22 protein-coding genes are annotated in these 24,792 nt (G+C 60.0%); 9 read left to right on the top strand and 13 right to left on the bottom strand.

The genetic code is table 11. The annotated features are described in order from the left end of the window. Window positions 1-22: 22 nt before the first annotated feature. From E7002_RS07970 to E7002_RS07930, 9 genes are all read right to left on the bottom strand, one after another. Window positions 23-295, bottom strand: coding sequence for a hypothetical protein (locus tag E7002_RS07970; RefSeq protein ID WP_303728353.1), 273 nt, complete (start codon window positions 293-295; stop codon window positions 23-25). Window positions 296-307: 12 nt separating this feature from the next. Further along, window positions 308-1,228: a PLP-dependent cysteine synthase family protein gene (locus E7002_RS07965; protein ID WP_066664279.1), complete on the bottom strand. Its 921-nt coding sequence runs from the start codon at window positions 1,226-1,228 to the stop codon at window positions 308-310. A gap of 1 nt (window position 1,229) precedes the next feature. Then, window positions 1,230-2,396 (bottom strand): PLP-dependent aspartate aminotransferase family protein, encoded by a 1,167-nt coding sequence (locus E7002_RS07960; RefSeq protein WP_303728351.1) that lies wholly within the window; start codon window positions 2,394-2,396, stop codon window positions 1,230-1,232. A gap of 13 nt (window positions 2,397-2,409) precedes the next feature. Continuing rightward, the gene (locus E7002_RS07955; protein ID WP_303728350.1) at window positions 2,410-3,330 is read right to left on the bottom strand and encodes a class I SAM-dependent methyltransferase; all 921 of its coding nucleotides are present in this window, start codon (window positions 3,328-3,330) and stop codon (window positions 2,410-2,412) included. A 135-nt stretch (window positions 3,331-3,465) separates the two neighbouring features. Further along, window positions 3,466-4,503, bottom strand: a complete 1,038-nt coding sequence (locus E7002_RS07950; protein WP_303728349.1) for a DMT family transporter — start codon at window positions 4,501-4,503, stop codon at window positions 3,466-3,468. A gap of 272 nt (window positions 4,504-4,775) precedes the next feature. Further along, window positions 4,776-5,678, bottom strand: coding sequence for a DmsC/YnfH family molybdoenzyme membrane anchor subunit (locus E7002_RS07945; protein WP_303728348.1), 903 nt, complete (start codon window positions 5,676-5,678; stop codon window positions 4,776-4,778). A gap of 41 nt (window positions 5,679-5,719) precedes the next feature. Further along, window positions 5,720-6,574: a DmsC/YnfH family molybdoenzyme membrane anchor subunit gene (locus tag E7002_RS07940; RefSeq protein ID WP_303728346.1), complete on the bottom strand. Its 855-nt coding sequence runs from the start codon at window positions 6,572-6,574 to the stop codon at window positions 5,720-5,722. After that, a complete protein-coding gene (locus E7002_RS07935) occupies window positions 6,575-7,213 on the bottom strand; it encodes a DMSO/selenate family reductase complex B subunit (protein ID WP_303728345.1) in 639 nt (212 codons plus the stop codon). A 2-nt stretch (window positions 7,214-7,215) separates the two neighbouring features. After that, window positions 7,216-9,627, bottom strand: a complete 2,412-nt coding sequence (locus tag E7002_RS07930; protein ID WP_303728344.1) for a DMSO/selenate family reductase complex A subunit — start codon at window positions 9,625-9,627, stop codon at window positions 7,216-7,218. A gap of 199 nt (window positions 9,628-9,826) precedes the next feature. Between E7002_RS07930 and E7002_RS07925 the strand changes: the two genes are divergently transcribed. The 3 genes from E7002_RS07925 (at window position 9,827) to E7002_RS07915 (ending at window position 12,707) form a co-directional block, all read left to right on the top strand. Then, window positions 9,827-11,386 (top strand): helix-turn-helix transcriptional regulator, encoded by a 1,560-nt coding sequence (locus E7002_RS07925; RefSeq protein WP_303728343.1) that lies wholly within the window; start codon window positions 9,827-9,829, stop codon window positions 11,384-11,386. A 65-nt stretch (window positions 11,387-11,451) separates the two neighbouring features. Next, the gene (locus E7002_RS07920; protein ID WP_303728342.1) at window positions 11,452-11,925 is read left to right on the top strand and encodes an HD domain-containing protein; all 474 of its coding nucleotides are present in this window, start codon (window positions 11,452-11,454) and stop codon (window positions 11,923-11,925) included. Continuing rightward, complete coding sequence (locus E7002_RS07915) at window positions 11,916-12,707, top strand: putative ABC transporter permease (RefSeq protein WP_303728341.1); 792 nt, start codon at window positions 11,916-11,918, stop codon at window positions 12,705-12,707. The genes E7002_RS07920 and E7002_RS07915 overlap by 10 nt, the downstream gene beginning before the upstream one ends. 8 nt (window positions 12,708-12,715) lie before the next feature. Here the strand turns inward: E7002_RS07915 and idi are convergent, their stop codons facing one another. After that, window positions 12,716-13,318: an isopentenyl-diphosphate Delta-isomerase gene (idi, locus tag E7002_RS07910; RefSeq protein ID WP_303728340.1), complete on the bottom strand. Its 603-nt coding sequence runs from the start codon at window positions 13,316-13,318 to the stop codon at window positions 12,716-12,718. Between the two features lie 169 nt (window positions 13,319-13,487). Then, a complete protein-coding gene (locus E7002_RS07905; RefSeq protein WP_074777070.1) occupies window positions 13,488-14,057 on the bottom strand; it encodes a TetR/AcrR family transcriptional regulator in 570 nt (189 codons plus the stop codon). A 211-nt stretch (window positions 14,058-14,268) separates the two neighbouring features. On the opposite strand from E7002_RS07905, the gene E7002_RS07900 reads away from it, so the two are divergent. The 4 genes from E7002_RS07900 (at window position 14,269) to E7002_RS07885 (ending at window position 19,248) form a co-directional block, all read left to right on the top strand. Then, window positions 14,269-16,731 carry a molybdopterin-dependent oxidoreductase gene (locus E7002_RS07900; RefSeq protein ID WP_303728339.1) on the top strand — a complete coding sequence of 821 codons (2,463 nt, stop codon included), beginning with the start codon at window positions 14,269-14,271 and terminating at the stop codon, window positions 16,729-16,731. Between the two features lie 3 nt (window positions 16,732-16,734). Next, window positions 16,735-17,352 (top strand): 4Fe-4S dicluster domain-containing protein, encoded by a 618-nt coding sequence (locus E7002_RS07895; RefSeq protein WP_303728338.1) that lies wholly within the window; start codon window positions 16,735-16,737, stop codon window positions 17,350-17,352. Between the two features lie 10 nt (window positions 17,353-17,362). Next, the gene (gene nrfD, locus E7002_RS07890; protein ID WP_303728336.1) at window positions 17,363-18,556 is read left to right on the top strand and encodes an NrfD/PsrC family molybdoenzyme membrane anchor subunit; all 1,194 of its coding nucleotides are present in this window, start codon (window positions 17,363-17,365) and stop codon (window positions 18,554-18,556) included. A 77-nt stretch (window positions 18,557-18,633) separates the two neighbouring features. After that, window positions 18,634-19,248 (top strand): molecular chaperone, encoded by a 615-nt coding sequence (locus E7002_RS07885; RefSeq protein WP_303728335.1) that lies wholly within the window; start codon window positions 18,634-18,636, stop codon window positions 19,246-19,248. Between the two features lie 200 nt (window positions 19,249-19,448). Here the strand turns inward: E7002_RS07885 and E7002_RS07880 are convergent, their stop codons facing one another. After that, a complete protein-coding gene (locus E7002_RS07880; RefSeq protein WP_303728334.1) occupies window positions 19,449-20,234 on the bottom strand; it encodes an alpha/beta fold hydrolase in 786 nt (261 codons plus the stop codon). Window positions 20,235-20,481: 247 nt separating this feature from the next. Beyond that, on the bottom strand, window positions 20,482-22,197 hold the full coding sequence (locus tag E7002_RS07875; RefSeq protein WP_303728333.1) for an FAD-dependent oxidoreductase: 1,716 nt from the start codon (window positions 22,195-22,197) through the stop codon (window positions 20,482-20,484). A gap of 246 nt (window positions 22,198-22,443) precedes the next feature. Here E7002_RS07875 and E7002_RS07870 point away from each other — a divergent pair, with 246 nt between their 5' ends. Next, a complete protein-coding gene (locus tag E7002_RS07870) occupies window positions 22,444-23,364 on the top strand; it encodes a LysR family transcriptional regulator (RefSeq protein ID WP_303728332.1) in 921 nt (306 codons plus the stop codon). A gap of 57 nt (window positions 23,365-23,421) precedes the next feature. After that, complete coding sequence (locus tag E7002_RS07865; RefSeq protein WP_303728331.1) at window positions 23,422-24,642, top strand: ATP-grasp domain-containing protein; 1,221 nt, start codon at window positions 23,422-23,424, stop codon at window positions 24,640-24,642. Window positions 24,643-24,792: the final 150 nt, after the last annotated feature.

Raw genomic sequence — 24,792 nt, 5'->3', positions numbered from 1 at the left:
TTAGGGGGCGAACCCTCGCCCCCTATTCCATATCGCCTTCTCCATACAGGCCGCCTGCAAAAGTCTTCTCGTCTCCTTCCAGCAGGCGGCCCTTCTTGTGCCCGCGCATAGCCAGCGCAAAGCGCTCTTTCAAACCGGCCGAAGGCCAGCGTCGGCCCCAAGCCTCGACGTAGGTCAGAACCGCATGGAGAGCGGCAAAAACCAAATGGCCAATCGGAGATAGGGACTGCAAAACGTCCGCCACGAACAGCACAAAAGGCCCTGGAGCAACCTGCTCCAGGGCCTTCAAACGCACGCGCCACATGCCTTATTCAAACGGCGCGTACAAGTTCGAGGTGAAGTACCGATCGCCGCGGTCGGGGAAGATCGTAACGATGTTGCCCGACACGCCGCGCTTCGCGAATGCCAGAGAGGCAGCCAGCGCCGCGCCCGAGGACGACCCTGCGAAGATGCCCTCGCGAGCCGCCAGAATCCTCGTAGCCCTGAAGGCATCGTCGTCCGATACCTTCACCACCTCGTCGACCAGGCTCATGTCCATGGTGTCGGCCACGAAGTCGTTGCCGATGCCCTCGATGTCGTAGTCGCCATGCTCGCCGCCGCCAATCGTGGAGCCAATGGGGTCAGCCAGCACGCCCTTGATGTTCGGGTTCTGCTCCTTCAGGTAGCGCAGTACGCCCGAATACGTGCCGCCGCTGCCCGCACCAGCCACGACGTAGTCAATCTGGCCTTCCATGTCGCGCCAGATCTCGGGGCCCGTCGTCTCGTAGTGCGCACGGGGGTTGCTCATGTTGCGGAACTGCTCCAGCGAGATGGCCCCAGGGATGCTGTCACGCAGCTCGCGGGCGCGCTTTTCCGCGCCGAGCATGCCCTCTTCGCGCGGCGTAGATACGATTTCGGCACCGAGCGCACGGCAAAGCACCTGCTTTTCCAGGGAAAACTTCGTGGGAATGACCAGAATTACCTTGTATCCGCGATTGAGCGCCGCATATGCAATGCCCAGGCCAGTATTGCCCGCCGTAGCCTCCACGATGGCCGCACCAGGGGCAATGCGCCCCTCGCGCTCGGCATTGTCCAACATGGCCAGACCAATGCGGTCCTTCGTGGAACCGCTCGGGTTCCACAGCTCGAGCTTCGCGTAGAGCTGGACGCCTTCGGGGACGTCGACGTTGTTCAGTCGAACAATAGGGGTATTGCCAATGAGCTGGCGCGTCGATTCGAAGCGAGCCACCTTAGGCCTCCTTCCCCGTCGCCGCCGCAATGGCGCGACCCAGGTCGGCAATGATGTCGCGCTCGTCCTCGATGCCCACCGACAGGCGAATGAGCTCGTCGGAAATGCCCACCTTCTTGCGAATCTCGGCGGGGATTGCCGCATGGGTCATCGTAGCCGGATGGCACACGAGCGACTCGACGCCGCCCAGGCTCTCCGCCAACACGACCAGATCCAGGCCCAGGAAGAAGGCATTGATGTCGGCGCCCTGGGCAAGCTCGAACGACATCATGACGCCGCCGTTCTTGGCTTGCGCCGCATTGACGTCATGCCCAGGATGGCCTTCCAGGCCGGGGTAGTACACCGCGCGCACACCCGGATGGCCCTGCAGGAACGCGGCCACGGCCTGAGCGTTGCGCACATGCCTATCCATGCGCACGCCCAACGTCTTGATGCCGCGCTGCAGCAGGAAGGAATCGAAGGGCCCCAGCACACCGCCCGTAGAATTCTGAAGGAACGCGATGCGCTCGCCCAGCTCGGCGTTGGCAACGACCGCCAAGCCGGCCACAACGTCGCTATGCCCGCCCAGATATTTCGTGGCCGAATGCACAACGATATCGAATCCAAAGTCAAGTGGACGCTGCAGGTACGGCGTCATGAAGGTATTGTCCGCTATTGCCAGCAAGCCGTGCTTCTTCGCCACCTGGGCAATCGCACGCAGATCGGTAATGGTGAGCAGGGGGTTTGCGGGCGTTTCCACCAGCAGCGCCACCGTGCGCTCGTCGATCGCCTCCTCCACCGCCGCAACGTCCGACGTGTCAACCATGACGTAGTCGATGCCGAAGTTGCTGAATACCTTATCGAGCACGCGGAACGTGCCGCCATACACGTTGCTCGAGGTGATTACCTTGTCGCCCGTCTTGAACAACGAGAGCACGGCCGTAAGAGCCGCCATGCCAGATGCGAAGGCAAAGCCCCGTTCGCCGCCCTCCAGCTCGGCAACCAGAGACTCGAGCGCCGCACGCGTGGGGTTACCCGTGCGCGAATACTCATACCCATAGAAATCGCCTGGTAGATGCTGGCCAAACGTAGACGTCTGGTAAATCGGCACGTTCACCGAATGCGTGGGGTCATCGATGCCGGCCCCTCCGTGGATCAACGCCGAATCAAAATGCTCGTATGCGCTCATGTACTTCTCCTTGCTATTGCATACCGTAGGCGCGAACGCCGTCTTTAACCGTAGAAATGAAATGGATGCTCTCGTATGCCTTCAGATTCGAAGGGCTTCCTTCGAAATACTTGCTCTGAATGGCAGCGGGAGCCATGTAGGTATCAATGCTCATGTCGCATCGCTTCAGCAGCGCTGCCACATCGGCCAGCTGGTAGCCGCCCGCCATGGGCTCGCCCAGCTTTTCCGCGAAATGTGCCAGTCGCTCGATGCGGTCGGAATACCCGCTTGTCAGGCTGCTCTGGTCGGGGAAGTCGAAGCAGAGCACGCTCCCCGGGCACTGCAGCCCCGCGATGTCGCGGCACGTGCGTTCGAACACGGGGAGATCCAAGTAATACGTGACGCCCAACAGCGCGAAAAACGAAGGCACCGAAGGGTCGAACCCGCTTTCGAGCAGGCGCTCGCTCAGGCTTTCCCTATTGAAGTCCACCGAAACGAACGTTGCATTCGCCTGGGTACCCCACCCCAGCGTTTCTAGGCGATCCATCTTGTAATTACCCGTATCGGGATGGTCGATTTCGAACACGCGGATGTTGCTATCGGCATTGCGCAGGAAGAACGTGTCGAGCCCCGCACCGCAGATAACGTACTGGCATGTGCCATTCGACTGGGCAAATTGCTGAAGCAGGTCCTCGGCAAACGCAGCGCGTCCCAGCAAGATAGGCGAAAGGTAATAGCGCGCAGCCGGACAGGTATCGTAGGTGCTACAGGGCCCTTCGGGACAATCGATTGAAAACTCGCCCTGAACGAGACGTTGCATTTCCCGATAATCGGCATCGCCCATCAGGTCGCGCGCAAGGAAATCATCGAATACGCGCTGCCTGTCGTGCCCGCAATGATAGGCACGCACGAACGAGCACAGCTTTGCCGTAACGCTGGCCGTACCTTCCAACATACGCTTCTCCTCCTGTGTTTCTAATTCCTAGTACATTGCTAGGTTTTAGAAATACTAGCATAGAGAAGCGACGCGTCAACGGCGTTTTCGCTATTTCACGATGACTAGATACCGCGGCGACCGATAGGATGCGGGCTAACTGCGCGCATGCCCCTCGCCAAGCAGTTCTTCCCCGCTGTGATGATGGCCATGCACGCGCGCCAGGCCGTAGTGCACGTGCCCATGCGCATGCGTAATTACGTGAGTATGCACAGCACCATCGTGCATGTGCACCACTACGTGGGTATGCTCATGCGAATGGCGATGCGCGAGCGTATCCACCACCACAAGGGCAGCGCCCGCAGCCATGATGGCAAGCGCAGCAAGAAACGTAGGCGTAAGGGGCTCGCCCAGCAGGGCAAGCGAAAGCAACGCGCCCACAAAGGGGGCGATGGCGTAATACGCGCTCGTCTTGGCGGCCCCTAGGGTTCGTTGCGCGCGAATGTACACGAAAATGCTCAGGCCATACGACACGAAGCCCAGCGCCATCGCCGGCAGCACGTAGGCAAGCGGGGGAATCGCCTCGCCCAGCGCCAAGGCGACCAGAAAGGCGCCTCCGCCGGAAAAGACCCCCTTGAGCACCACGATCTGATACGTGCTGCGATCTGCAATCTTGCGCGTGCAGTTGTTTTCCAGACCCCAGCACACCGTGGCAAGCAGCACGAGCAGCGACCCAGGCGAAAACGTAAGCGAGTCGCTTCCTCCCCATGAAAGCACGATGCTCGCCACCACGATAAATGCGATGGCTACCCAGAGTCGCTTCGACACGGGCTCGCGAAACGCCAGGAACGCGATGAACGTCGTGGCTACGATTTCGAAATTGCCCAGCAACGAGGCATTCGAAGCCGTACCAAACGCAATGCCCGCCATGAGCAAGATGGGGGCCAGAATATCAAGAACGACCATGGCCACGGCGTAGGGAAAATCAGAACGGGTCAGGCGCTCTTCGGGTGCTTCATGCTGCCAGTGGAACGCATACATCACGCCCACGCCCACGCCGGCGCCCGCATACAAAAACGAGGCCATGAACGTCGACGGCACGTGCGCGAGCAGAATCTTCGACAACGGAGCGCTCACGGCATAGAACACCGCGGCAAGCAGGGCAAGCAAAATGGCAATACGGGCATTCCTCATGGAAGCTCCTTTCGTTTCTCGCCCCGTAGTATATACGCGAAGGAGAATACGGGGCTCGCTGGCAAGAATCGTGCCTCAAAACGAAAAAATTCGTCGCCGTACAGGTAAATGAGCACCAACGAGACGCGAAACACGCGTGCGCGCCCTTATGGCTCAAGCGAACGTAATCCTATGCAGGCATAACGCGGCTTCACGCGCGCACGTGCGCCTTTGCGACCTGTACAGCGAAGAATTTTTTACAAAATGTGGCGCGTTTTTGCCAAGCGGCAGTACTACAGCCCAAGACCGTACGTAAGATGCAGCATGTAGAAGACGAAGCGCATGAAAAAGATGCCGGACAGCGAAAGCACGCAACCCGCAACGGGCAAAACGACGGCGCGCGGCGACGCCTTGCCCTGCAGACGCAACAGATACGCCCAGGAAAGAAAGACGCCCATGGCCGCAAGCAAGGCGAACAGGCACACCGCCTGCCAAAAGAAGGGCACCAGGTCGGACGCCATGATGGTGAAGTTGCCAACATCCTGTAATTGCGCACCGTACAGGGCATACACGCCCACGTTGCACACGGTGGCAACGGCGGAAACCATAGGCAGCAGCGTTGCGCGGCACTTCAGCTCGGGGCGGATGCCGCCCGCAACGCCAATGGTGAGCAGCGCGAGCAACGGACCACCTACCAAGGCATTCAGCCAAATGGCAACGGGCACCAGGGGCAGATTCCAGGAAGGGATGGAATCGACCGAGTAGGCCAGGGAAATGAAAAGAACGAAGACGAAGCCCGTGATCACGATAAGAATGCGCCATATGCGCTTCAGACGCTCGCGTGGAGCATCGTTGAACGTGAAGTACCAGAACGGGCCAAGCAGACCCAGGAAGACCACGCCGGAAACGACCTCGTTGGAAAGGGGGCTGCGGCCCACGCCCGCCAGCGCATAGAGCGCGTTGCTGGGCGTGCCCAGATGGGAAGCCGAGGCAATGAGCCCCACCATGGAAACGACAAGCGGAATAAAGAGCTTGCGCTCGATATTCCGCTTTTGCTTTTCCGAAAGCGCCCCGCTCATCGCCCAGCAAACGACGATGATGGCGGCGAAAACGCCCGAGGGGGACAGGGCCGTGAACAGCGCAAGCGATACCTCGTTCCACGCAAATTGCGCGCCAAGCGATACGAAGTCGTTCACGGCATCCACCCCCTTACGGCGTTGTTACGTACAATACGCCCTTACAGCGCCACGGAGAGCTGAATCGCGTAGAACGCGAGGCGGGCGAAGAACACAGCTACGAGCGCGAAGACGCACGCTGCCGGGAGAGCCCATTTTGCATCCTTCGCGATTCCCACGCAAGCGCACACCACGGCGACGACGCCACACACCACAGCACATGCAAACGCCGGCGTGGCAGCGGACACGATCGCAGCGCCCGAGAAGAGCACGGTCTCGAAGCCAGATACCGCAGATGCATGCAGCATGAGCGCGGCGAGGGCAACGACGGCACCGCCAATCACGAACACGAACGCAATGGCGCGAGCGGAACCAGCGGAAAGGGCTTCGTCGCTCTGGTACTTCACGAGGAACGCGCCCAGCACGCCACCGGCGAACAGCGACAAGCCGACCGTCTCGAGCACCGTGTAGGCCATACCCCAGGAAATGATGGTTTCCACGTAGTAGGCAAGACCCGTGAACAGGGCGAACAGCACGCCCAGCACGAGAAGCGCCACGTTGAACACCTTACGAGCGGCGCCCTGCAGCTTGCCCATGGCGTCCAGGATCACGAAGACCAGGGCGACCACGGTGAACAGGCTGCCCATGGCGATCTCGTTGGACATGGGCGAAGAGCCAACGCCCATAAGGGCGAACGGGGCGTTCAGCGGGTTGGCAAGATGCGCGAAGGCGCAGATGAAGCCAACGATCACCAGAGCCAGCGGCGCAATCGTGGCAGCCGAGAAGCCCTTGGCGTCCTTACCCTGCTCGGGGGCGGAAACCAGCGCAACCAGAGACTGGAACGCGAAGGCACCCGCGCCAATCAGCACGAACGTGGTGAACAGCGCCAGAGGCAGTTCAGAGATAGCCGTTTGCATTTAGAGCACCTCCAGGTAGTTCTGAACCATGCCGTCGGCGCTGCGCAGGCCATTGTTGGCGTCCGAAGGCTGCGCATGATTCGGTTCGACGATGTACAGGTTGGGGTCCGTGATGGACTTGCGGGGCAGCGGCGCGATGTCGGCGCGGTCGCCATTGGAGGAAATCTCGCTGACGGAGCCGAACTCCAGAGCGCGCAGCGGGCAGGCCTCGACGCAGATGGGGTTCTTGCCCTCGGCCACGCGGTCCTTGCAGCCGTCGCACTTCACCGAATGACCCACGGAACGATCCACCTTGGGAGCGTTGTAGGGGCAGGCCATATGGCAGTAACCGCAACCAATGCACTTGCTCTCGTCAACGGAGACCAGGCCGGTCTCGGCATCCTTGTGCATAGCGCCCGTGGGGCACACCTTCGTGCAGGCGGGGTTGTCGCAGTGCTGGCAGGAAACCGACACGTAGTAGGTGAACGTGGTGGGGCTTACCGTGCCATCGGCGTTAGTCGCGCAAGCGCCTCCGCCGTATTCGTACACCTTGCGGAAGGAAACGTCGTCCGCCAGGTTCTTGTAGTCCTTGCAAGCGAGCTGGCAGGTCTTGCAACCCGTGCAGCGCTTGGCATTGAAATGAAAGCCGTACTGGGTCATCGTTACTCACTCACTTTCTCGACCTGCGCCACGTTGGAATGCTGGGGGTTAGCCTTCGCAAGGGCCGTGGGACGGTAGCGGGTAAGCGTATTGATGCAGCCGCCCTTGTCGATGCGGTCGCCATCCATGTCGGCATCGTGCCACATGCCCTGGGGCATGACGACCGTGCCGGGGATGATGCGGTTGGTGACCTTCGCCATGATGCGAACTTCGCCACGCTCGGTCTTCACGCTCACCATGTCGCCCGTGGAGATGCCACGCGTCTGGGCATCTTCGGGGTTGATCCACAGCTGGTGAAGGGCAGCGGTCTGCAGAACGCTGTTGTTGCTGTAGGAGGAATGCACGTGCGCCTTGTAGTGGAAGCCCATCAGCAGCAGCGGGTACTCGTCGCTTACGTCCAGGTAGCTATCGAACGCGGGGTCGAACTCAGGCAGAGCCGTGATCTTGTCGCCGTCGTTCAGCTCCCAGGTCTGGGCGAACTTGGCCAGCTTCTCGGAGTAGATCTGAATCTTGCCGGACTCGGTGGGCAGGGGGTTCGCCTCGGGGTCGGCAACGAACTTCTCGAGCGACAGCTTCGGCTTCGTGTCGCGCTTGTACACGCCCATCTTGAAGCCCTCTTCCCACGTGGGGAGCGTGCTGTCCTTTTCGCGAGCCTGCTCGTACAGGGAGCGCAGCCATTCCTCGCGCGTCTTGCCCTCGGTGAACTGCTCCTTCACGCCCAGGCGCTCGGCCAGGTCGGTGCACACCTCGTAGATGCCACGACGCTCGCCCACGGGCTCGTACACGGGGTCGCAGAAGAACAGGACCTCGTCGTTGTCGGCATAGCCGCCCTTCGAGATGTCCAGCTGCTCCTGCACGGCCAGGTCGGGGATGATGATGTCGGAGTACTTCGCGGAGTCGGTCATGAACACTTCCGACGTGACGATGAACTCGCACTTGCTTTCGTCCTGCAGCAGTTCGTGCGTGGCATTGATGTCGGAATGCTGGTTGGTGAGCGCATTGCCGCCATAGTTGAACAGGAACTTAATGGAGTTCGAAAGCTTCTCGACGCCCTGGACGCCCGCGTTGGTGGCGGTCATCTGCTCGCCGTGGTCGATGGCATCGGGCCACGTGTAGAACGAGATGGTATCGGGAACGGGATTCTTGCCCGCGGGGAACGTTGCGATGGCCTGAATGCTGTTGCAGCCTTCGCGACGGCCGTCGTTCGTGCCGGGCTTGCCAATCTGGCCCAGCAGCTGGGGCAGCACCATGATGCAGCGAGCGGCGTTTTCGCCATTGGAATGACGCTCGACGCCATAACCCTGGCAGATGTACACGGGATCGGCCTTGGCCATTTCATCGGCCAGCTCGATGATACGCTGCTCGGGAATCTTCGTGATGGCGGAAGCCCAGGCAGGGGTCTTCGCCGTCTTGTCGGAGCCATTGCCCAGGATGTAATCCTTGTAGGACGCGTTCTTGCCCTTTGCGTCCTCGGGCAGGGTCTCCTCGTCGTAGCCCACGCAGTACTTATGCAGGAACTCGGTGTCCACCTGGTCGTTGGTGATCCACTGGTAAGCAAGCGCAGCGCACAGCGCGCCGTCGGTGCCGGGAACGATGGGGATCCACTCGCCGCCCTGGCCGCACACCGTGTCGCTCATGCGGGGGTCGATGCAGATGACGCGCAGGTTCTTCGCCTCGCGCATGCGAGCGAAGTCCCACGTGTGGCCGCCGCCACCCATGCGGGTATCGGCGGGGCTGTTGCCGAACATGACCACGAGCTCGTTGTCCTGCAGCGTCAGGAACGAGCTGCCATAGCTGCCGCCGCCGTAGGTGTAGGTGCCTGCGGCAGAGATCTGCGCGGAGCTGTAGGAGCCGTAGGTCTTCAGGTAACCGCCGGTAAGGTTGAAGAGGCGGTTGACCGGGGTGCCGGCGATGATGCCTGAGGACACGCCCGATGCGTAGTGGATGTACATGGCGGTGTCGCCATACGTGCTGCGGATACGCTTCATCTCGCTGGCGATAGTGTCCAGAGCCTCATCCCAGGAGATGCGCTCGTACTTGCCCTCGCCGCGCTTGGTGCCCGCCACGCGCTTCATGGGGTAGTTCAGGCGGTCGGGCGACTGGAGCCAACGGCGAATGGAACGACCGCGCAGGCATGCACGCACCTGAACGGAATTCATGTCGCTGGAACCGGTGTTGTCGGATTCCACGTATTCGATGGCGCCATCTTTCACATGGCACTGCAACGCGCACGCGCCACCGCAGTTAACGCCGCAATGCTGCCATACCGTCTGCTCTTCTGTGTCTGCATGAGCGATAGACGACTCTCCAAAGAGGGAGCCTTCCGCACTAATTGCCCCGCCGGCTGCTGCAAGCGCGCCAAGCGCACCCGCAGTCTTCACGAACGACCGGCGATTCATAGTGACGTCGTTCATCAATTTCCTCCTCTAACTGTCTGCTTTCAGCTTGAGTTGCTTCTCGTCTCTCTGTTGCGCAACAGACGATTTCGTTGCCCACTATAGGCATTCGCGCAGTTCAATGTGTCACCAAAAATACGTGACTTAAGCGTATGGCGTTGTATTGCAAGCCGTTTCGGATAAGAATGGGCACAACGGAAGAATCAAAAGGGAGAGCATGACGAAAGCGGCCATCAAAACCACCCTCAAGGGCATCAAGCCCACCTATGTCAGCCTAGGCTACGCGCTCTTCGTTGCCGTTAACGCAACGGTCATTTGGGGTGGCGTCTTCCCCTTCCTGCCCATGAGCTTTCAGGCGCGCGAGATCACCGTTTCGTTCTTCCTCACGCAGTCGATTGCCTTCATGCTCTACTTCGTGCTCTGCACCCTCTGTACACGCTTCAACACCATCCGGCCCGTGCATCGTTTCCTCGAGCACAACTCCATTGGCTACGCGCTCGGCTGGATTGCGCTTATCGCCGCAACATACGTCAACGACCATGTCTTGGAGCTCACGCTGCTGGGCGGCGTGCTCATTGGCTTCAACACGGCAGGCTTCTTCGTGCGATGGAACGTCATCTTCGCCGCCGACAAGGAACGCAAGAGCTCGGTGGAACTGCTGCGTGGCATGGCGTATGCACCGCTGGTGTACTTCGCGCTGTATCTCATCCCCATCGCCATGACGGTATACCTGGTGCCCCTGGTGTTCATGCCGCTGTTCACGCTGGCGATGAAGCAAGCACGTAAGGGCCACGAGAAGGAAATCGAGCACTTCGAGCGCTTCGAGAACGAAGCCGCCAGGCAGAATAGCTATCGCCAGGTCATCCGCGACTACTGGAAAGCCGCCGTGTGCATTGGATCGGTGGGCTTCGCCAGCGGCGTCATGCGCTCCATCGCCGTGTCCACGCCCGCCAATGGCGAGCTGGTGAACATGGCCTCCATGGTGGGTGTTCTCATATCGTCCCTGCTCCTATTTGCAATCTGGTCGAACAGGCCCATGAAGATCAACACGGTCACGCTCTTCCGCATCATCTTCCCCGCCCTCATGGCGCTCATTGCGCTCATGCCCCTGTTCGGCGAAGCGTACCTGCAATATTTCGCGGCCATTACCTACGCCATCTACGGCTGCGCGATCATCATCATGATGATGCAATGTGAGAAGGCGGCGCGCGTGCGCGGCGTTACCGTAGCCTTCGTATACGGATTTACGGGCGCCATCATCTACGCCATGCACGACTTCGGTTTCATCACCGGGCAATTCGCCTCGGAGCTGGTATTCGCTGGCGCCGACGTGCCCATTGCCAGTGCCTTCGTCATGGCGTACGTGCTGGCCTTCGCCATGTACCTGGCGCACAACGCATCCGCCCCCACCGCCTCGGGCGAACCGCGCGCCGACCACGTGGAATTCGTATCCACGTCGGCCACGCCCGAAACCCGCAAGCGCGCTTCTGCGGGCAATCGCGAAGGCAAGCAAGCCGAGGTGCAGGACCGTCTTTCGAAGCAGGTGGCCCTTGCGGCCGAGCATTACGAGCTTTCGAAGCGCGAAGCCGAGATCCTGAACATGTTCGTGCATGGCCATTCCGCCAAGCGCGTAGCCGAAGAGCTGCTCGTTTCCGAGAACACGGTGAACACGCACGTGAAGCGCATGTACCGCAAGCTGGGCGTGCATAAGAAGCAGCAGCTCGTGGACTTGGTGGAAACGTTCAACCCGAAGACCTTCAGCAGCAAGGACGACTAGGGAGCCTCCCACCCCACGCCCATTCCCCGCAGGGCCTACACAAAGCAACGCTATACTTAGCCGCCATGAAGCTTTCCGCAGATGAAATACGCGAGCTAGACGCCTTGCTCGAACCGCTCTACGCCGACGAGCAGGTGCAGAGCATGAACGACTTCGTGCAGCACGGGGCCGTATCGACGTACGCGCATTGCCGCAACGTCACCGACGCAAGCTTCTGGATCAACCGTCACCTGGGGTTTCACGCCGACGAGCGCACGCTTGCCACCGCGGCACTGCTCCACGACTTCTACCTGTACGACTGGCACGGCAGCGGCTGGCGCCATTCGTATCGGCATCCGCTCTGCGCAAGCCGCAACGCCCAGGCCCGCTTCGGCATTAACGAGCGCACGGCCAGCGCCATCGAATCGCACATGTGGCCCATCGGCATCACGCGCCCGCCGCGCACCCGCGAAGCCCTGGTGCTCTGCATTGCCGATAAGTATTGCGCGCTTCTGGAAACGCTGCTTTTGCGCAAGGAGGCGAAGAGCCTGTGTCGGTAAGCGCCTGCGTTGTCTGGTTCATGGCGTTTAGCCTGCTGGGCTGGGTTTACGAAACCATCTACTGCACCATCAAGGAGCAGAGCTGGCAAAACCGCGGCTTCCTGTACGGCCCCATCTGCCCCATCTATGGCGCGGGCGCCATGGCGGCCATCCTCACGTGCTCGCTGCTGAACCAAGCTGGCATTCAGCTTGAGTGGTGGCACGTCTTCCTGATCACGTGCCTGGGGAGCATGCCCCTGGAATACGGCACGCACTGGGCGCTTGAGGCCATCTTCGATGCCTATTGGTGGGATTATTCGAACATGCCGCTCAACCTGAATGGGCGCATCTGCCTACCCGCATCGCTGCTGTTCGGCGCTGGCGGCCTGCTCGTCTACTTCGTGCTGTTCCCGTTCGCGCAGAGCGTGAATGCCCACATCCCAAGCATGGCCATGGACATCATGGCCCTGGTATTCGTTGCGCTTCTTTCCGTCGACGCAACGCTCACCATTTCCGCGCTCACGCAATTCGCGCAGGCGGCAAAACGCATCGAGACGACCGTCGACGAGCGCATGACCCAGTGGGTGGAATCGGCCGTGGCGACCGGCCAAAACATCTCCGAACAGCGCGAACGCCTTACCAGCCTTACGCGCCGGGAAATCGCCGAGCAGGTGGGCGTGCTTGCGCGCACCAGCGTTACGCGCGTGAAGGGCTTCCGCGTGAAAGGTGCCGACGCCGCCACGTCGCAGCTCGAGGCGTTGCGCAACAAGCTCCGCACGCGTGGGGAGAAAAAGAACAGCTAGCCCTTTAGCTAGGGCATACGCTGAAGGGTACGCTCCACATGCGCCAGGGCCTTGGCCAATACGGTGTACGCCCAAGCCGTGAAGCGCTCGGGATGATCGGTAAGCTCGGCGGCCAGGTCGCCCGATGCAACCCAGCGCATTTCGTCCACCTCGGTAGGGTCGGGGGTAAGGCCACCCACGCATTCGGCAAGAAACACGTGGTCGTATTCGTACTCGCACAGCCCATCGGGAAACGGCGCGCGATACATGAAGGAATCGATTTCCTGCACGTTCGCAATGCCCGCGCCTAGCTCTTCGCGAACGCGGCGCGGCAAGGCCTCTTCAAGCGTTTCCCCCGCACGAGGATGCGAGCAACAGGAGTTCGTCCACAATCCGCCTGAATGGTACTTGCAGGCAGCACGCTTGGTAAGCAGGAGTTCCACCTCGGCGGGGCGACCCCAATCCACGGAATCGTTCCCAGGCTGGCGTACCAGCACGACGGAAAAGGCACGATGGAGAAGCCCTTCGCGGTGCGCACGCTCCTTCGTTGCGATGTCGACCTGCCGATCGAGCGCATCGACGAGGATGAGCTGGTCTTCGCGTGCGGCATCGCGCTGCAGGTTTTCGTTCATGTGCACCCCTTCAAACGGCCGGACGGCGCTTGCCGCTCTTCGACGCTGGCCACTCTTGCCACCCATACGCCCGAAACGACTAAACGCGCCATTGCGTGCAACAATACTCCGTTCGCGCATAATTGGCCATGCACCTGCGAAGATGCTTCCACAACGTTACCAAGGAAGGCTATTCCATAAGATCGTCGACGCCCTGGCACGTAAGATGAGCAAGCAACTGAGCGGCGCGCTCTTGAGGCACGAGACGCCCGCCGCGCACCCATTGCCGATAAAAGTCGAGTGCCGTCGTGCGGATGAAATTCAGCACGAGCTCTTCCTCGGGCTCGGGCAACCAACCAAACGGGTCTTTGCCCAACCGTCGATACCGATTCATCTGCTCGGCATACACGCGCCCACCAAAATCGTAGCTGCCCGCATGGCATACCAGCCGCTCTGCACGATCGCCCTGAGAGACAAGAAACAGGAAGAATCGACGAGCATGTCCGTCGATATCCTTGGGCTTATCGGGGGTCGTTTCGTAATGCTCGAAGAACTCATCCATAAGCTCGGTCACCACTTCGTCAAAGAGTGACTCGATGGTCTCGTAATGCAGATAGAAGGTCTTCCGGTTGATGCCCGCCCTATCGGTGAGCTCCTTTACCTTGATGCGGTCGGCATTCTTTTCGACCATCAAGTCTTCGAACGCACGGCGAATTGCCGCACGCGTTCTAAGCGATCTGGGATCTAGGCGTGCGGTCATGTGCCCTCCCTCTTGCTCAGCCGCGATATCTGGCATTGTGCATCAAATCCGTCACGGCATTCCATTACCACTTCTTCGAAAACGTGGCATAAGCACCATAACCCAATTCTGGCAATTGTTGCACGTTTGCGCCCTCGATACCGTTTGCCTGGGGCAACCGGTATCGAGAAGGAGCCCCAAGCTCTAAGCAATTGGAAGAGGAAGGGAAGCAATGGACGGACTACAGAATCGTAGTCAGGGAGTCACGCGTCGTGGCTTCTTGAAGACAGCGCTCGCTACGGGCGCCATCGCCGCCAGCGCCGGAGGTATGGCCACGGCCGAAACCTGGCTTTCGCCAGCGAAGGCCGTAGCCCAAAGCGCAGATGAGCGCGTTGCGTACACCTACCACAACGAGCATTGCCTGTGTAACTGCATGCTCAAGTGCACGGTACGTGATGGACGCCTGAGCATGATCGAGCCACGACCCAACGAGGACAATCGTTTCCACAACGTATGCCTGAAGGGCATTTCCGAGATTCAGCACATCTACGGCGACGCGCGCATTCAGTCGCCCATGCGCCGCGTAGGCGAACGAGGGAGCGGCGAATTCGAGGTCATCACCTGGGACGAGGCGTTCGAAACTATCGCGCGGGAATTCAAGAAATGCCAGGACACCTACGGGGAAGACGCCCTCTGGATCCAGTACTCCACTGAAGCCCAGCAGCGTCTGAAGCCGCTCATCGCATCCATCCTGCATGCACAGGCAGGCGGCATGAACGGCTACGACATGGGCCAGGGCAATGGCCTGAACCAGGCGTTCGCCTTCTCGGGCATGTTCGCGCTAAACACCATGTGGGAATGGCCGCAGGCAAAAACCGTGCTCATGGTGAACTGCAACGTGCTAGAAACGGGCATGATGTGGTCACGCGGCTTCTTCCAAGCACAGGAAGCCGGCACCAAGATGATCGTATGCGACCCGCGTTTCTCCACCACGGCTTCCAAAGCCGACGAGTGGGTGGCACTGCGCCCCGGCACCGACCCGGCGCTGTTCCTGGGCATGACGCATCACATCCTGGAGGCAGGCCTGTACGACACCGACCACATCATGGCGAACACCCACCTGCCCTTCCTCATCGACGCTGAAACGGGTGAGCTGCTCGACGCCGATCCGGCAGGCACCGCAGAAGCCATGGCAGCCTACGAGCAGGCTGCGGCAGAGGCCAAAGCCGCTGGAACGGAATTGCCGGAGGATATCGTAAAGCCCGCCAAGAAATTCATGGTCTGGGATGGCGCGCAAAATGCCGCCGTTCGCTTCTCGGAAGCCACCACCCCCGCACTCGAGGGCACGTTTACCGTAAACGGCCGCAAAGCCTGTACGCTATTCACGCGCCTGCGCGAGGAAATGGCCGAATACACGCTGGAATGGGCCGAGAAGATCACGAACGTTCCCGCTAGCCAGATCGCCAGCGTTGCCGAGCAGTACGCCGAGGGCCCCTCGATCATCTGCAACGGCGTGGGCGGCATCGACAAGTACGGCTCCAGCGACATTGCAGGTCACTGCTACGCGCTCATCGCCTCGCTCACGGGCAACTACGGCAAGCGCGGCACGGGATGCGGCATCTACTGCTACCACGTAACACCCTACGAAGCTGAATTGGGAGGTTGGAAGCTTCCCGAAGATGCGGCGCCCAGCCCCAGTCCGCTTGGCTTCTACGACATGGTGCGCACCGACAAGGTGCATGCGGCCATGTTCTTCGGTGACATCCCCACGCAGAAGGCCGCGAACTGGAACAAGACGCTGGAATGGATTAATTCGCTCGACTTTATCTGCGTTGCCGACATCTACCACAGCTCGGTATGCGACTACGTTGACATGATTCTCCCCAGTTGCTCGAAATTCGAGAGCGCCGATTCCGTAGGTGGCGTGAAGTGCGCCAACGGCTACATCCTGCAAAACCAGAAGATCATCGATCCGCTCTTCGAGTCTAAGCAGGACTTCTACATCGAGAAGGGCATCGCCGAGGCCATGGGCTACGGCGAACTCTACCCCGCCACCGCCGAGGAATACGCTGCCGCCACGCTGAAGAGCGATGACCCCATGGTGGAGGGCTTCAGCCTCGAGGCGCTGTCCGCGGCCAACGGCGCGCTGAAGCTGCTGGGCACCGAAGACCCGCTGGGGCCCGAAGTGGGCATGGACTACCACACCCCCTCCGGCAAGCAGGAGCCCTACTACGAGAACATGCTGAGCTGGGGCCAGGCATTTCCCGCATGGGAAAGCCCCGTGGAGGCCTACGTGGACAATCCGCTCCGCGAAAAGTACCCGCTCATGTTCACGCAAAGCCGTACGCGCTTCCGCGTGCACAGCTGCTATTCGGGTGCGAAGTGGATCCAGCAGTTCTACGAGCCCCATATCGAGCTAAACCCCGTAGACGCTGCCGCGCGCGGCCTGTCCAACGGCGACGACGTTGAAGTGTTCAACGGCCGCGGTAGCTTCCGCACGAAGGTACTGATCAGCGACGCTATTCAGCCCGATATGGCATATATGGCGGAATCGACGTACGCGCAGTACATGAACGGCACCCTCATGCAGTCGGTGAGCAACGACCAGCTGACCGAACGCGGCTACGACCTGCTCTTCGGCCCCATGATCCCGTACAACGACACGCTCATCGAAATCAAGAAAGTAGGTGCATAGACCATGACGAGACTCGCCATTGCGATTAACCGCCATCGCTGCATCGGGTGCTCAACCTGCGCGCTTTCGTGCAAGATGAGCAATAACGTACCCGACGGCATGCTGTGGAACCGCGTGCTCAACGAGGGCGTTGACACGTACGACGGAGCCCAGGGTTCCTTTCCCCACCTTTCCCGCCGCTACCTACCCCTGGCTTGCCAGCACTGCGACAACCCCGCCTGCCAGCGCGTTTGCCCCACGGGCGCAACGTACACCGACGAGAAGGGCCGCGTGGAAATCGACTACGACAAGTGCATCGGCTGCCGCATGTGCATGGCCGCATGCCCGTACAATGCACGCACGTTCAACTGGGCCGAGCCCAAACGCGATACGGGCTTTAACTACGGCGAGGCCTCCGTTCCCGAACGTCCGCGCGGCGTGATGGAGAAGTGCACGCTGTGCAAGGAGCGCACCGACCGCGGTGACGAGCCCATGTGCGTGCAGAATTGCCCCACCGACGCGCGCATCTACGGCGACCTGGACGACCCCGATTCGGACATCTCGCGCGCCATTCGCGAGAACAACGCTTACGTGCTCCTCGAGGACAAGGGCACGCGTCCCAAAGTTCACTACTTCGAATAGGAGCGCGCTGATGTTTACTTCTTCAAAGGCAAAAAGCGCCGTGGTGGCGCTGACCATCCTCGTCATTGCAGGTATTTCAGCCTGGGTCTACCAGCTAGCAAACGGCCTTGCCGTGACGGGCATGTCCAACATCAATTCGTGGGGCGCCTACATCATCATGTTCATGCTGTTCGTGGGTCTTTCCGCGGGCGGCCTGATCGTAGCCAGCTCGGCTCACGTATTCAATATCGAACAATTCAAGAAGGTTGCACTGCCCGCCGTCATTACCTCTACGGTGTGCATCTGCTGCGCCGGCCTGTTCATCCTGCTCGACCTGGGCGGCATTCAGCGTGTGTGGCGCATCCTGACCGGCCCCAACCCCTCGTCGGTGTTGGTATGGGACATGACGATCATCACGATCTACCTGGTAATCAACATCCTCGATCTGGTTTTGATCATCCGTGGGCATGAGCACAAGGTCGAAGTTCTTTCGCGCATAGCCCTGCCCGTTGCCATCCTCGTCCATTCCGTTACCGCATGGATCTTCGGCCTGCAGATCGCACGCGCCTGGTACTCGGCTATCATGGCACCCATCTTCGTGGCGTCGGCCATGGACTCTGGCCTTGCGCTGCTGATCATCGCCCTAGCCGCACTCGAGCGTGCGGGCATCTTCACCACAGGCGCCAAGCTCTTCAAGGGCCTTTCGGGCTTGCTCGCAGTGTTCATTGCCGTGGACGCCTTCTTCATTGGCTGCGAACTGCTGACCATGGCATACCCCGGTGCTGGCGAAGCCGTGGAGCTGGGACACATGCTCCAGGGAGCAACTGCGCCGTTCTTCTGGTTCGAGATCATCTGCGGCCTGCTCATTCCGTTCCTGATTCTGGTGTTCTCCAAGAATCGCGAGAAGCGCGGGCTGGTCATCGGTGCAAGCGCGTTGGTGGTGCTGGGCGTATTCGCCAAGCGCGTATGGCTCCTGCTCACGAGCTTCATCACGCCGAACGTTGAGGGCGCAAATGGCATTTCGCTCGGCACGTTCGCCGCTCAGGCAGACGCAGCCAACATGTGGGCGCAAACGGGCTCGTACGCCCCGACTGTCATTGAGATTCTCGTAATCGTGGGCGTTATCTCGCTCGGCGCGCTCGCATTCATCATCCTCTCCAACAAGATGCTGAAGCGCAATTCCGCCGAACCCGCAGCCGACACGCAAAGCACTACGGCTGAGTAAATCGCCTTCTTTTCTTACCTTTGGGCGGCTGGTCACCACGGCCAGCCGCTCTCTCCCTCCGCAGAAAGGCCACCACCATGCCTACCAACGCCAACTTTCCCGACCTGGCCGATGCCTTTGCCTTCCTGGGGAATTCCCTGCTTGCCCCAATAAGCCAAACGAGTGACCTGGGGCTCGATCCCTCCTTTTGGAGCATCTTCCCCACGTTCAACGACGACGCCGTCGCCGAAGCCGTAAGCGCATGCACGGCATACGCTCAGGCAGCGTCGAAACGTCAGGAACAGGGCGAAAACGTACGGCAGGCTATCTCCGTGGAATATGCCAAGCTGTTTGTTGGCCCGCCCAAACCTGCGGTCGCCCCATGGGAAACCGCATGGCGCAGCACGAGCTCGGTGGGATTCGGCGAAGCCACCATTCAAATGCGCCATCTCCTTGCGGAAAGCGGACTCAATGCCTCGGGCGCAAGCAACCAATATGCCGACCACATCGGCATAGAGCTGCTGTATGTCTCCACGCTCTGCGAGCGCATTGCCGTAGGGAGCGCAAACGAACAGGTGCTGTCCGAATTCTTTCAGGAACATCCTCTGGCCTGGATAGACGCATTTGCAACTGCGGTCGCCGAAGCTGCCCCCAAGGGCTATTACGTCCACCTGGTTGAGCTGGCAGCACGCATCATGTTGGCTATCGGCTAACCCCTCTCGCTCCTTTCGCTCTTGCGCCTTTTTCAGAAAAGGAAAGCGGACGTTTAAAACCTAACTGCATTTTCCCAGTTCGATAGCACTTTAGAAGCCGAAACGACGCCCGCAGAAGGCCACTGGACTACCTTTTCTGAAAAAGGAACGAGCTGGTCGTACAAAGGCCAAAGTATAGAGATGCACGTATGGAGCTGTTGCTACACCAGCCCCATACGTGCATCAATATCGGCAAGTACGCTGCCATGCAAGCTCGAACCCGCATCGAACAGCCACTCCTCGTGCTGCATGTCGTAGCGCATAAGGTCGAGGCTCTTGAAGTGCTGCCGATAGCGCCTCTCGTACTTCGGTCCCATCTTCAGCGCGTATATCACGTGGAAGGTCGTTCCTGCCACGTGGATGGGCGTGTCGAGCGGCGTAAGCACATCGCTTTTATACTGGTTCATCGCCGTCGCCTTCGACACGCTTGCCAGGCTTTCGGCCCAGACTTCCATGAACGCGCGCATGCCCACGGATTCGCCGTCCTTCTTGGGTGGATAGATCCAGTTGATAAGACGCTCGCGCTTCTTCGCAGAATGGCCGGCAGCATACACAAGGCGGCCAATAACGAACGTTTGCAGCGCCGCGCCCATGCGTCCCGCCTGGTCCAAGTCGGAGCTGCCAATGAACGCGTGGTCGATGTGAATGCGCTCGCGCTGCACGAGTAAGCCCACGAAGCTACCGCCCAGCGATGAACCATACGCTCCATCGACGCGACCGCCATGGCGTTCCATAATGTAGCGCTCGATCTTTTCGGTCACGGATATCATGTCGGGGAATTCGGAAGCAGAGTCGCCATCGAACCCATCGTAGTCAACGGCAATGACATGGTACCGCTGTTCGAAATGCCCCATCACCGTCGAGAAGTTCACGCGCCACGTGCAGCACGTCCCCGGCAGCAAGAGCAACGTCTTCCCGTGTTCCAATCCGCGCTCTTCGAATCGCATTCAGCATCTCCCTCGATTGATTTTGCTGCAGCATACCGCCAATAACCTGCTCAAACCTCATAGATAGGCAAACCTAACGCAACCGACAAATTGCAAACGCGAACAAGGCACAGCACCCCCACGCGGCCACCTCAACACGACGAAGCCGCCCAGGATAGGCGGCTTCGTCGGATTACGAGGGCTGCAGCCCCGTAGTCGATATGGGAGTGCCGGGCGATGGGAGGGAGTGCGCCCGGCAGGGAGGGGCTTACCTATTCAGGTACTTCGCGGCATCCTTCATGGCAAGACGACCAGAGTTGACGGCCCAGCCAGCCTGGGAACCAGGGGCGAACTTCACGTCATACGAGTCGCCATACAGTCCGCCAGCGTCGGAACCGCCCGCATACAGACCGGGGATCACTTCGCCTTCCTCGCTAATGACCTGAATCTTCTCGTTGACCTTGATGCCACCGCACGTCGTGTAGTAGCCGTCGGCCACTTCGCACAGCCAGTAAGGACCAGCATCAACAGCATGCATGTACTTGGCGCGCTTGCCGAATTCCTTGTCAGCAGAGGTGTCTTCCCCGTCCAGACCAGCGGCAACAGCACACTGCTGGTTGTAGGCATCCACCGTAGCCTGAACAGCCGCAGCGTCGAGGCCAACTTCCTGGCATAGAGCCGCAAGGTCGTTGCCCACATGGCAGCCTTCGGACTTCTGCAGGGTTTCACGCGCCGTGGACAGCGGCTTACCAGGCTGGCCGAACGAGAAGACCTGACCATCGGGGCCATCCGCCTCCCAGCGAGCCATATCCGCTTCGGTAAACAGGACGAACGTACGATCCTGGTTGCGTACGCACATGCCCGCGCCAGAGAAGTCATCGATCCAGAGGTCTTCCTTGCAGAAGCGCTCGCCATCCTGGTTGAGCCACAGCGTGGGCTGCACGCCCACGGAATAAGCGTCCGTGGTCCACGTGGAGGTAACAGCACCCAGCGTAACGGGGCCGCACCACATAACCGTGCCCAGGCCCTCGGCCATAGCCGCGCCCGCGTCCTTGGCCATCTTGATGCCGTCGGCCTCGCGGCAGTTCATGCCCATGGCCTGGATGTTCTTGTTCTTGGTTTCGGAAACCTCGTACAGGAAGTCCGCGTTGTTGGCATAGCCGCCCGTGGCAATCATGACGACAGGGGCCTCCACCTTCAGGACATCGCCCTTCTCGCTCTCGGCGAGCACGCCAGCAACCTTACCGTCTTCCATGACAAGCTTGCGACCGTAGTAGCCGAAGTGAGCCTCTACGCCCAGCTTTTCCGCCTCGGCACCAAAGCACTTCATGAAATAACCGCCCGGGGAAAGCTCTTCGCCCTTATCGTAAACATGCCAGACCTTCGGGCCGGAGCCAATGGAGATGTTGCCCTCGAACTTCACGCCATGGCTCTCAAGCCATTCGATCGTCTCGGCGGTCTGATTGAAGTAGTTCATATACAGCTTGTGTTGCGGAATCCAGTGATGGTAGTTCAGACAGGTGTTCGTTGCGTTTTCAACGCCATACTCCTGCGTGGGGTCGTACGCGCCGGCAAACATAACGCCACCGTCTGCCTCGATGTACTTGGTGCCGAATGCCGTCATACCCTCGGTGCCCACGAACGATCCGCCGTAACCGCTCATGCGCTCGATGATAACGGGCTTCAAGCCCAGGTCGATTGCCTGAATGGCCGCAGCCGTGCCCGTGCCGCCAGCACCAACGATGCACACATCGGCCTGGACGGTCTGCTTGGGCTCGCCCAGCTCCTTGATGTCCCAGATTGCGCTGTTCTCGGTGGAACCCGCGCTCGTGCTTGCCGCATCCGTTGCGGTATTGACAGCCGATTCGCTGCGAGACTTACTGCCTCCGCAGCCTACGAGCGAAGTGCCCGCGACGCCCGCGGCGATGATGCCGGCACCGGTAAGGAACGAACGACGAGACATGCCCTGTTTGTTCATAGCCATTTCCCTCTCCTTTGGTTGAGATAAACGGCGCCCGCAAGCTTCCCTCGCTGCGGTCCCTTACGCCGTTCTTCGATGCCCTCATTCTTCCACGCTAAAACGCCTGCGTACGGCCCAGAACTGTAGCCAGAAGTTGAGCGTTGTAACGAACCGTTACAGGAACTACCATTGGTGACATCGCCTGAGAGAGGCGAAAATTCAATGTGGAGGGATGGCAGGCCGTGCCTGCATTGCAAGGGGGATTACACAGTGGAAGACCGCAGTCGCTATTTCATACTTGCCTACGATTCGCCCAACTTCAGCGCCGCAGCGGCACAGGTGCCCATGACGCCCCAGGGTTTCACCAAAATCATTAGGAACCTCGAACGTGACCTGGGCGTACCCCTCTTCGAAACCGATGAGCGCGGCGTGCGGAAACCCACGCGCTACGCCGACGAATACTACCAATACGCAAAGTACGTTCAGGCAGCCCAGCACCAGCTGGGTACGGCGTTTGAACGCATTTCCAGCGAAAGCAAGCTCGAAATCAAGGTCGCCTGCGCCCTGGGCATCCCTGGTCTGTTCGGTGTCGATGCCCTGCAGCGCTACGAATCGCTGAATCCCAGCGTAAAAGTCTCCTTCTCCGAGCTCCCCGATGCGCTCTGCGATTCGCTCGTCCGCGACGGATTCTTCGACGTGGGCATAACCATTCAACCAGCAGCACGCGGACTTACCACCGTGAATCTCACGAGCAGCCCCGTTATGCTGTGGGTGCGCAAGGACGATCCGCTCAGCAAGCGAAAGCGCCTAACGTTCGAGGACCTCGCGGGCCGCAAGGTCGCTATGCCGGGCAAGGACTTCCGCATCTTCGAAGCGTTCACCAGGGAATGCATCCAACGCGATGTCGCTGTTGATGTCATCTCCTACGCCGAGATATTCTGGATCTACAACTTCGCGCTTTCGGGCAAGGGGCTTGGGTTCTGCCTTCCCCATCTAGTTGCGCTCGACGTCTTCACCCACTCCAGCGACATCGTGGCCCTACCCCTTGAAGGGATAACCTGGCAAATTTGCTTTTCATGGCCCGAAGGCCGCCATCTTGCGGCGCACGAGAACGCATACCTGAAATGCCTGCGCAAGGAAGCCTCGATACTGAAGAACACGCACGCAACCCCCGCCTGCTGCGAGGGGTAGAATAAAAACTCGTCAATCACTGGGAGTGCGCGGCCCACACGATAGAACGGACGGAATATGTTCATACTCGAAGGGCCCTACGCATCGGACATCATGCTCGACTGGCTCGAAGCATCACAGCACCCCACGCTCGGCAACGCATTTGCGCGAGAGGTCACCGCCAAGGGACGTACGCTCAACCTGGTAGACCCCGCAGACGCCGCCGCACGCATTGATGCAGGCGAACGCGTATACAGCAGCTCGGAAAGCGCCCTGGAATGGGTGCTCGCCAACGTTCACGACGAACACCTGCTGCGCTGCATTCGGCTCTGCAAGGACAAGGCCGAGACGCGACGCGCCCTCGCAACGGTAGACCCCACGTTCTTCTTCCGCGAATGCACCATGGAAGAGCTCCTGGCGATCGACCCGGGCGAGCTTCCATTTCCCCTTGTCGTGAAGCCTGCCGCTGGCTTCATCAGCTTCGGCGTACACGTGGTGCGCAAGGCAAGCGATTGGGACGCCACCATCAACCTTCTGCGCGAGGAAATGACCAGCCGCAACGTACACCCCAGCAGCGTAGTCACCGCAAACCGATTCATCATCGAGGGGTATCTGAGCGGCCAGGAATACGCCGTCGATCTGTATTTCAACGGCGAAGGCGAGCCCGTGATCCTCAACGTGCTGCAGCACGACTTCCGCGACGCCGCCGATACGTCGGACCATCTGTACTTCACCAGCCCGCACATCATCCGCTCCGCAGCGCCCGCGCTGCGCCGCTGGTTTCAACACGCGAACGAGACCTTCCGCTTTCGGAATTACTGCCTGCATGCCGAGATCCGCGTTAGGCACGCGCCACAGCAAGACCCTATCGAAGCGTTTGCAGACCCCGCAAACGTGCACGTCATCGAGTTGAACCCGCTACGATTTGCAGGGCTATGCGGTACCGATGTGGGCTATTACGCCTTCGGCATTCGCACGTATGCGTACTACCTTGCCAACCAGAAGCCCGACTGGGAAAGCGTCCTTGCCGAACGGTCGACCAGCGCCGCAACGGGCATGGGCGTACTCGAAACGCCGCCGAACTGGAAGCAGGGCTGCCGCATCGACTACGACAAGATCGAGCAAGGCGTCACGCTCAATGGTGCGCTCGACAACCTCTGCGAGCTACGGCCCATGAACCCCGACACCGAAGGCGCCGCCTGCTTCCCGCTCTTCCGCATACCGGCAGGCGAACAGGGGAAACGCGTGCGCGATTTCATGCTGGGCTACAACGCGAACGACTATCTCATTTCGCGCTAGAAACCGCGCGCCTCGCCTGCCACGCGGCTGCGAAACCATCCCATCGGACCGCGCAACTAAAAGTATCGTCTGCGAGTGTTACGATTACCAAATTCTTCACCCGTACATAGGCAAATGGTGTTACTATTCTCGAAAAGGTGTTATCGGCAA

The sequence above is a fragment of the Denitrobacterium detoxificans genome (assembly GCF_015062615.1).
Lineage (GTDB): Bacteria > Actinomycetota > Coriobacteriia > Coriobacteriales > Eggerthellaceae > Denitrobacterium > Denitrobacterium detoxificans_A.
This window is presented reverse-complemented; position numbering and strand designations above follow the sequence as displayed.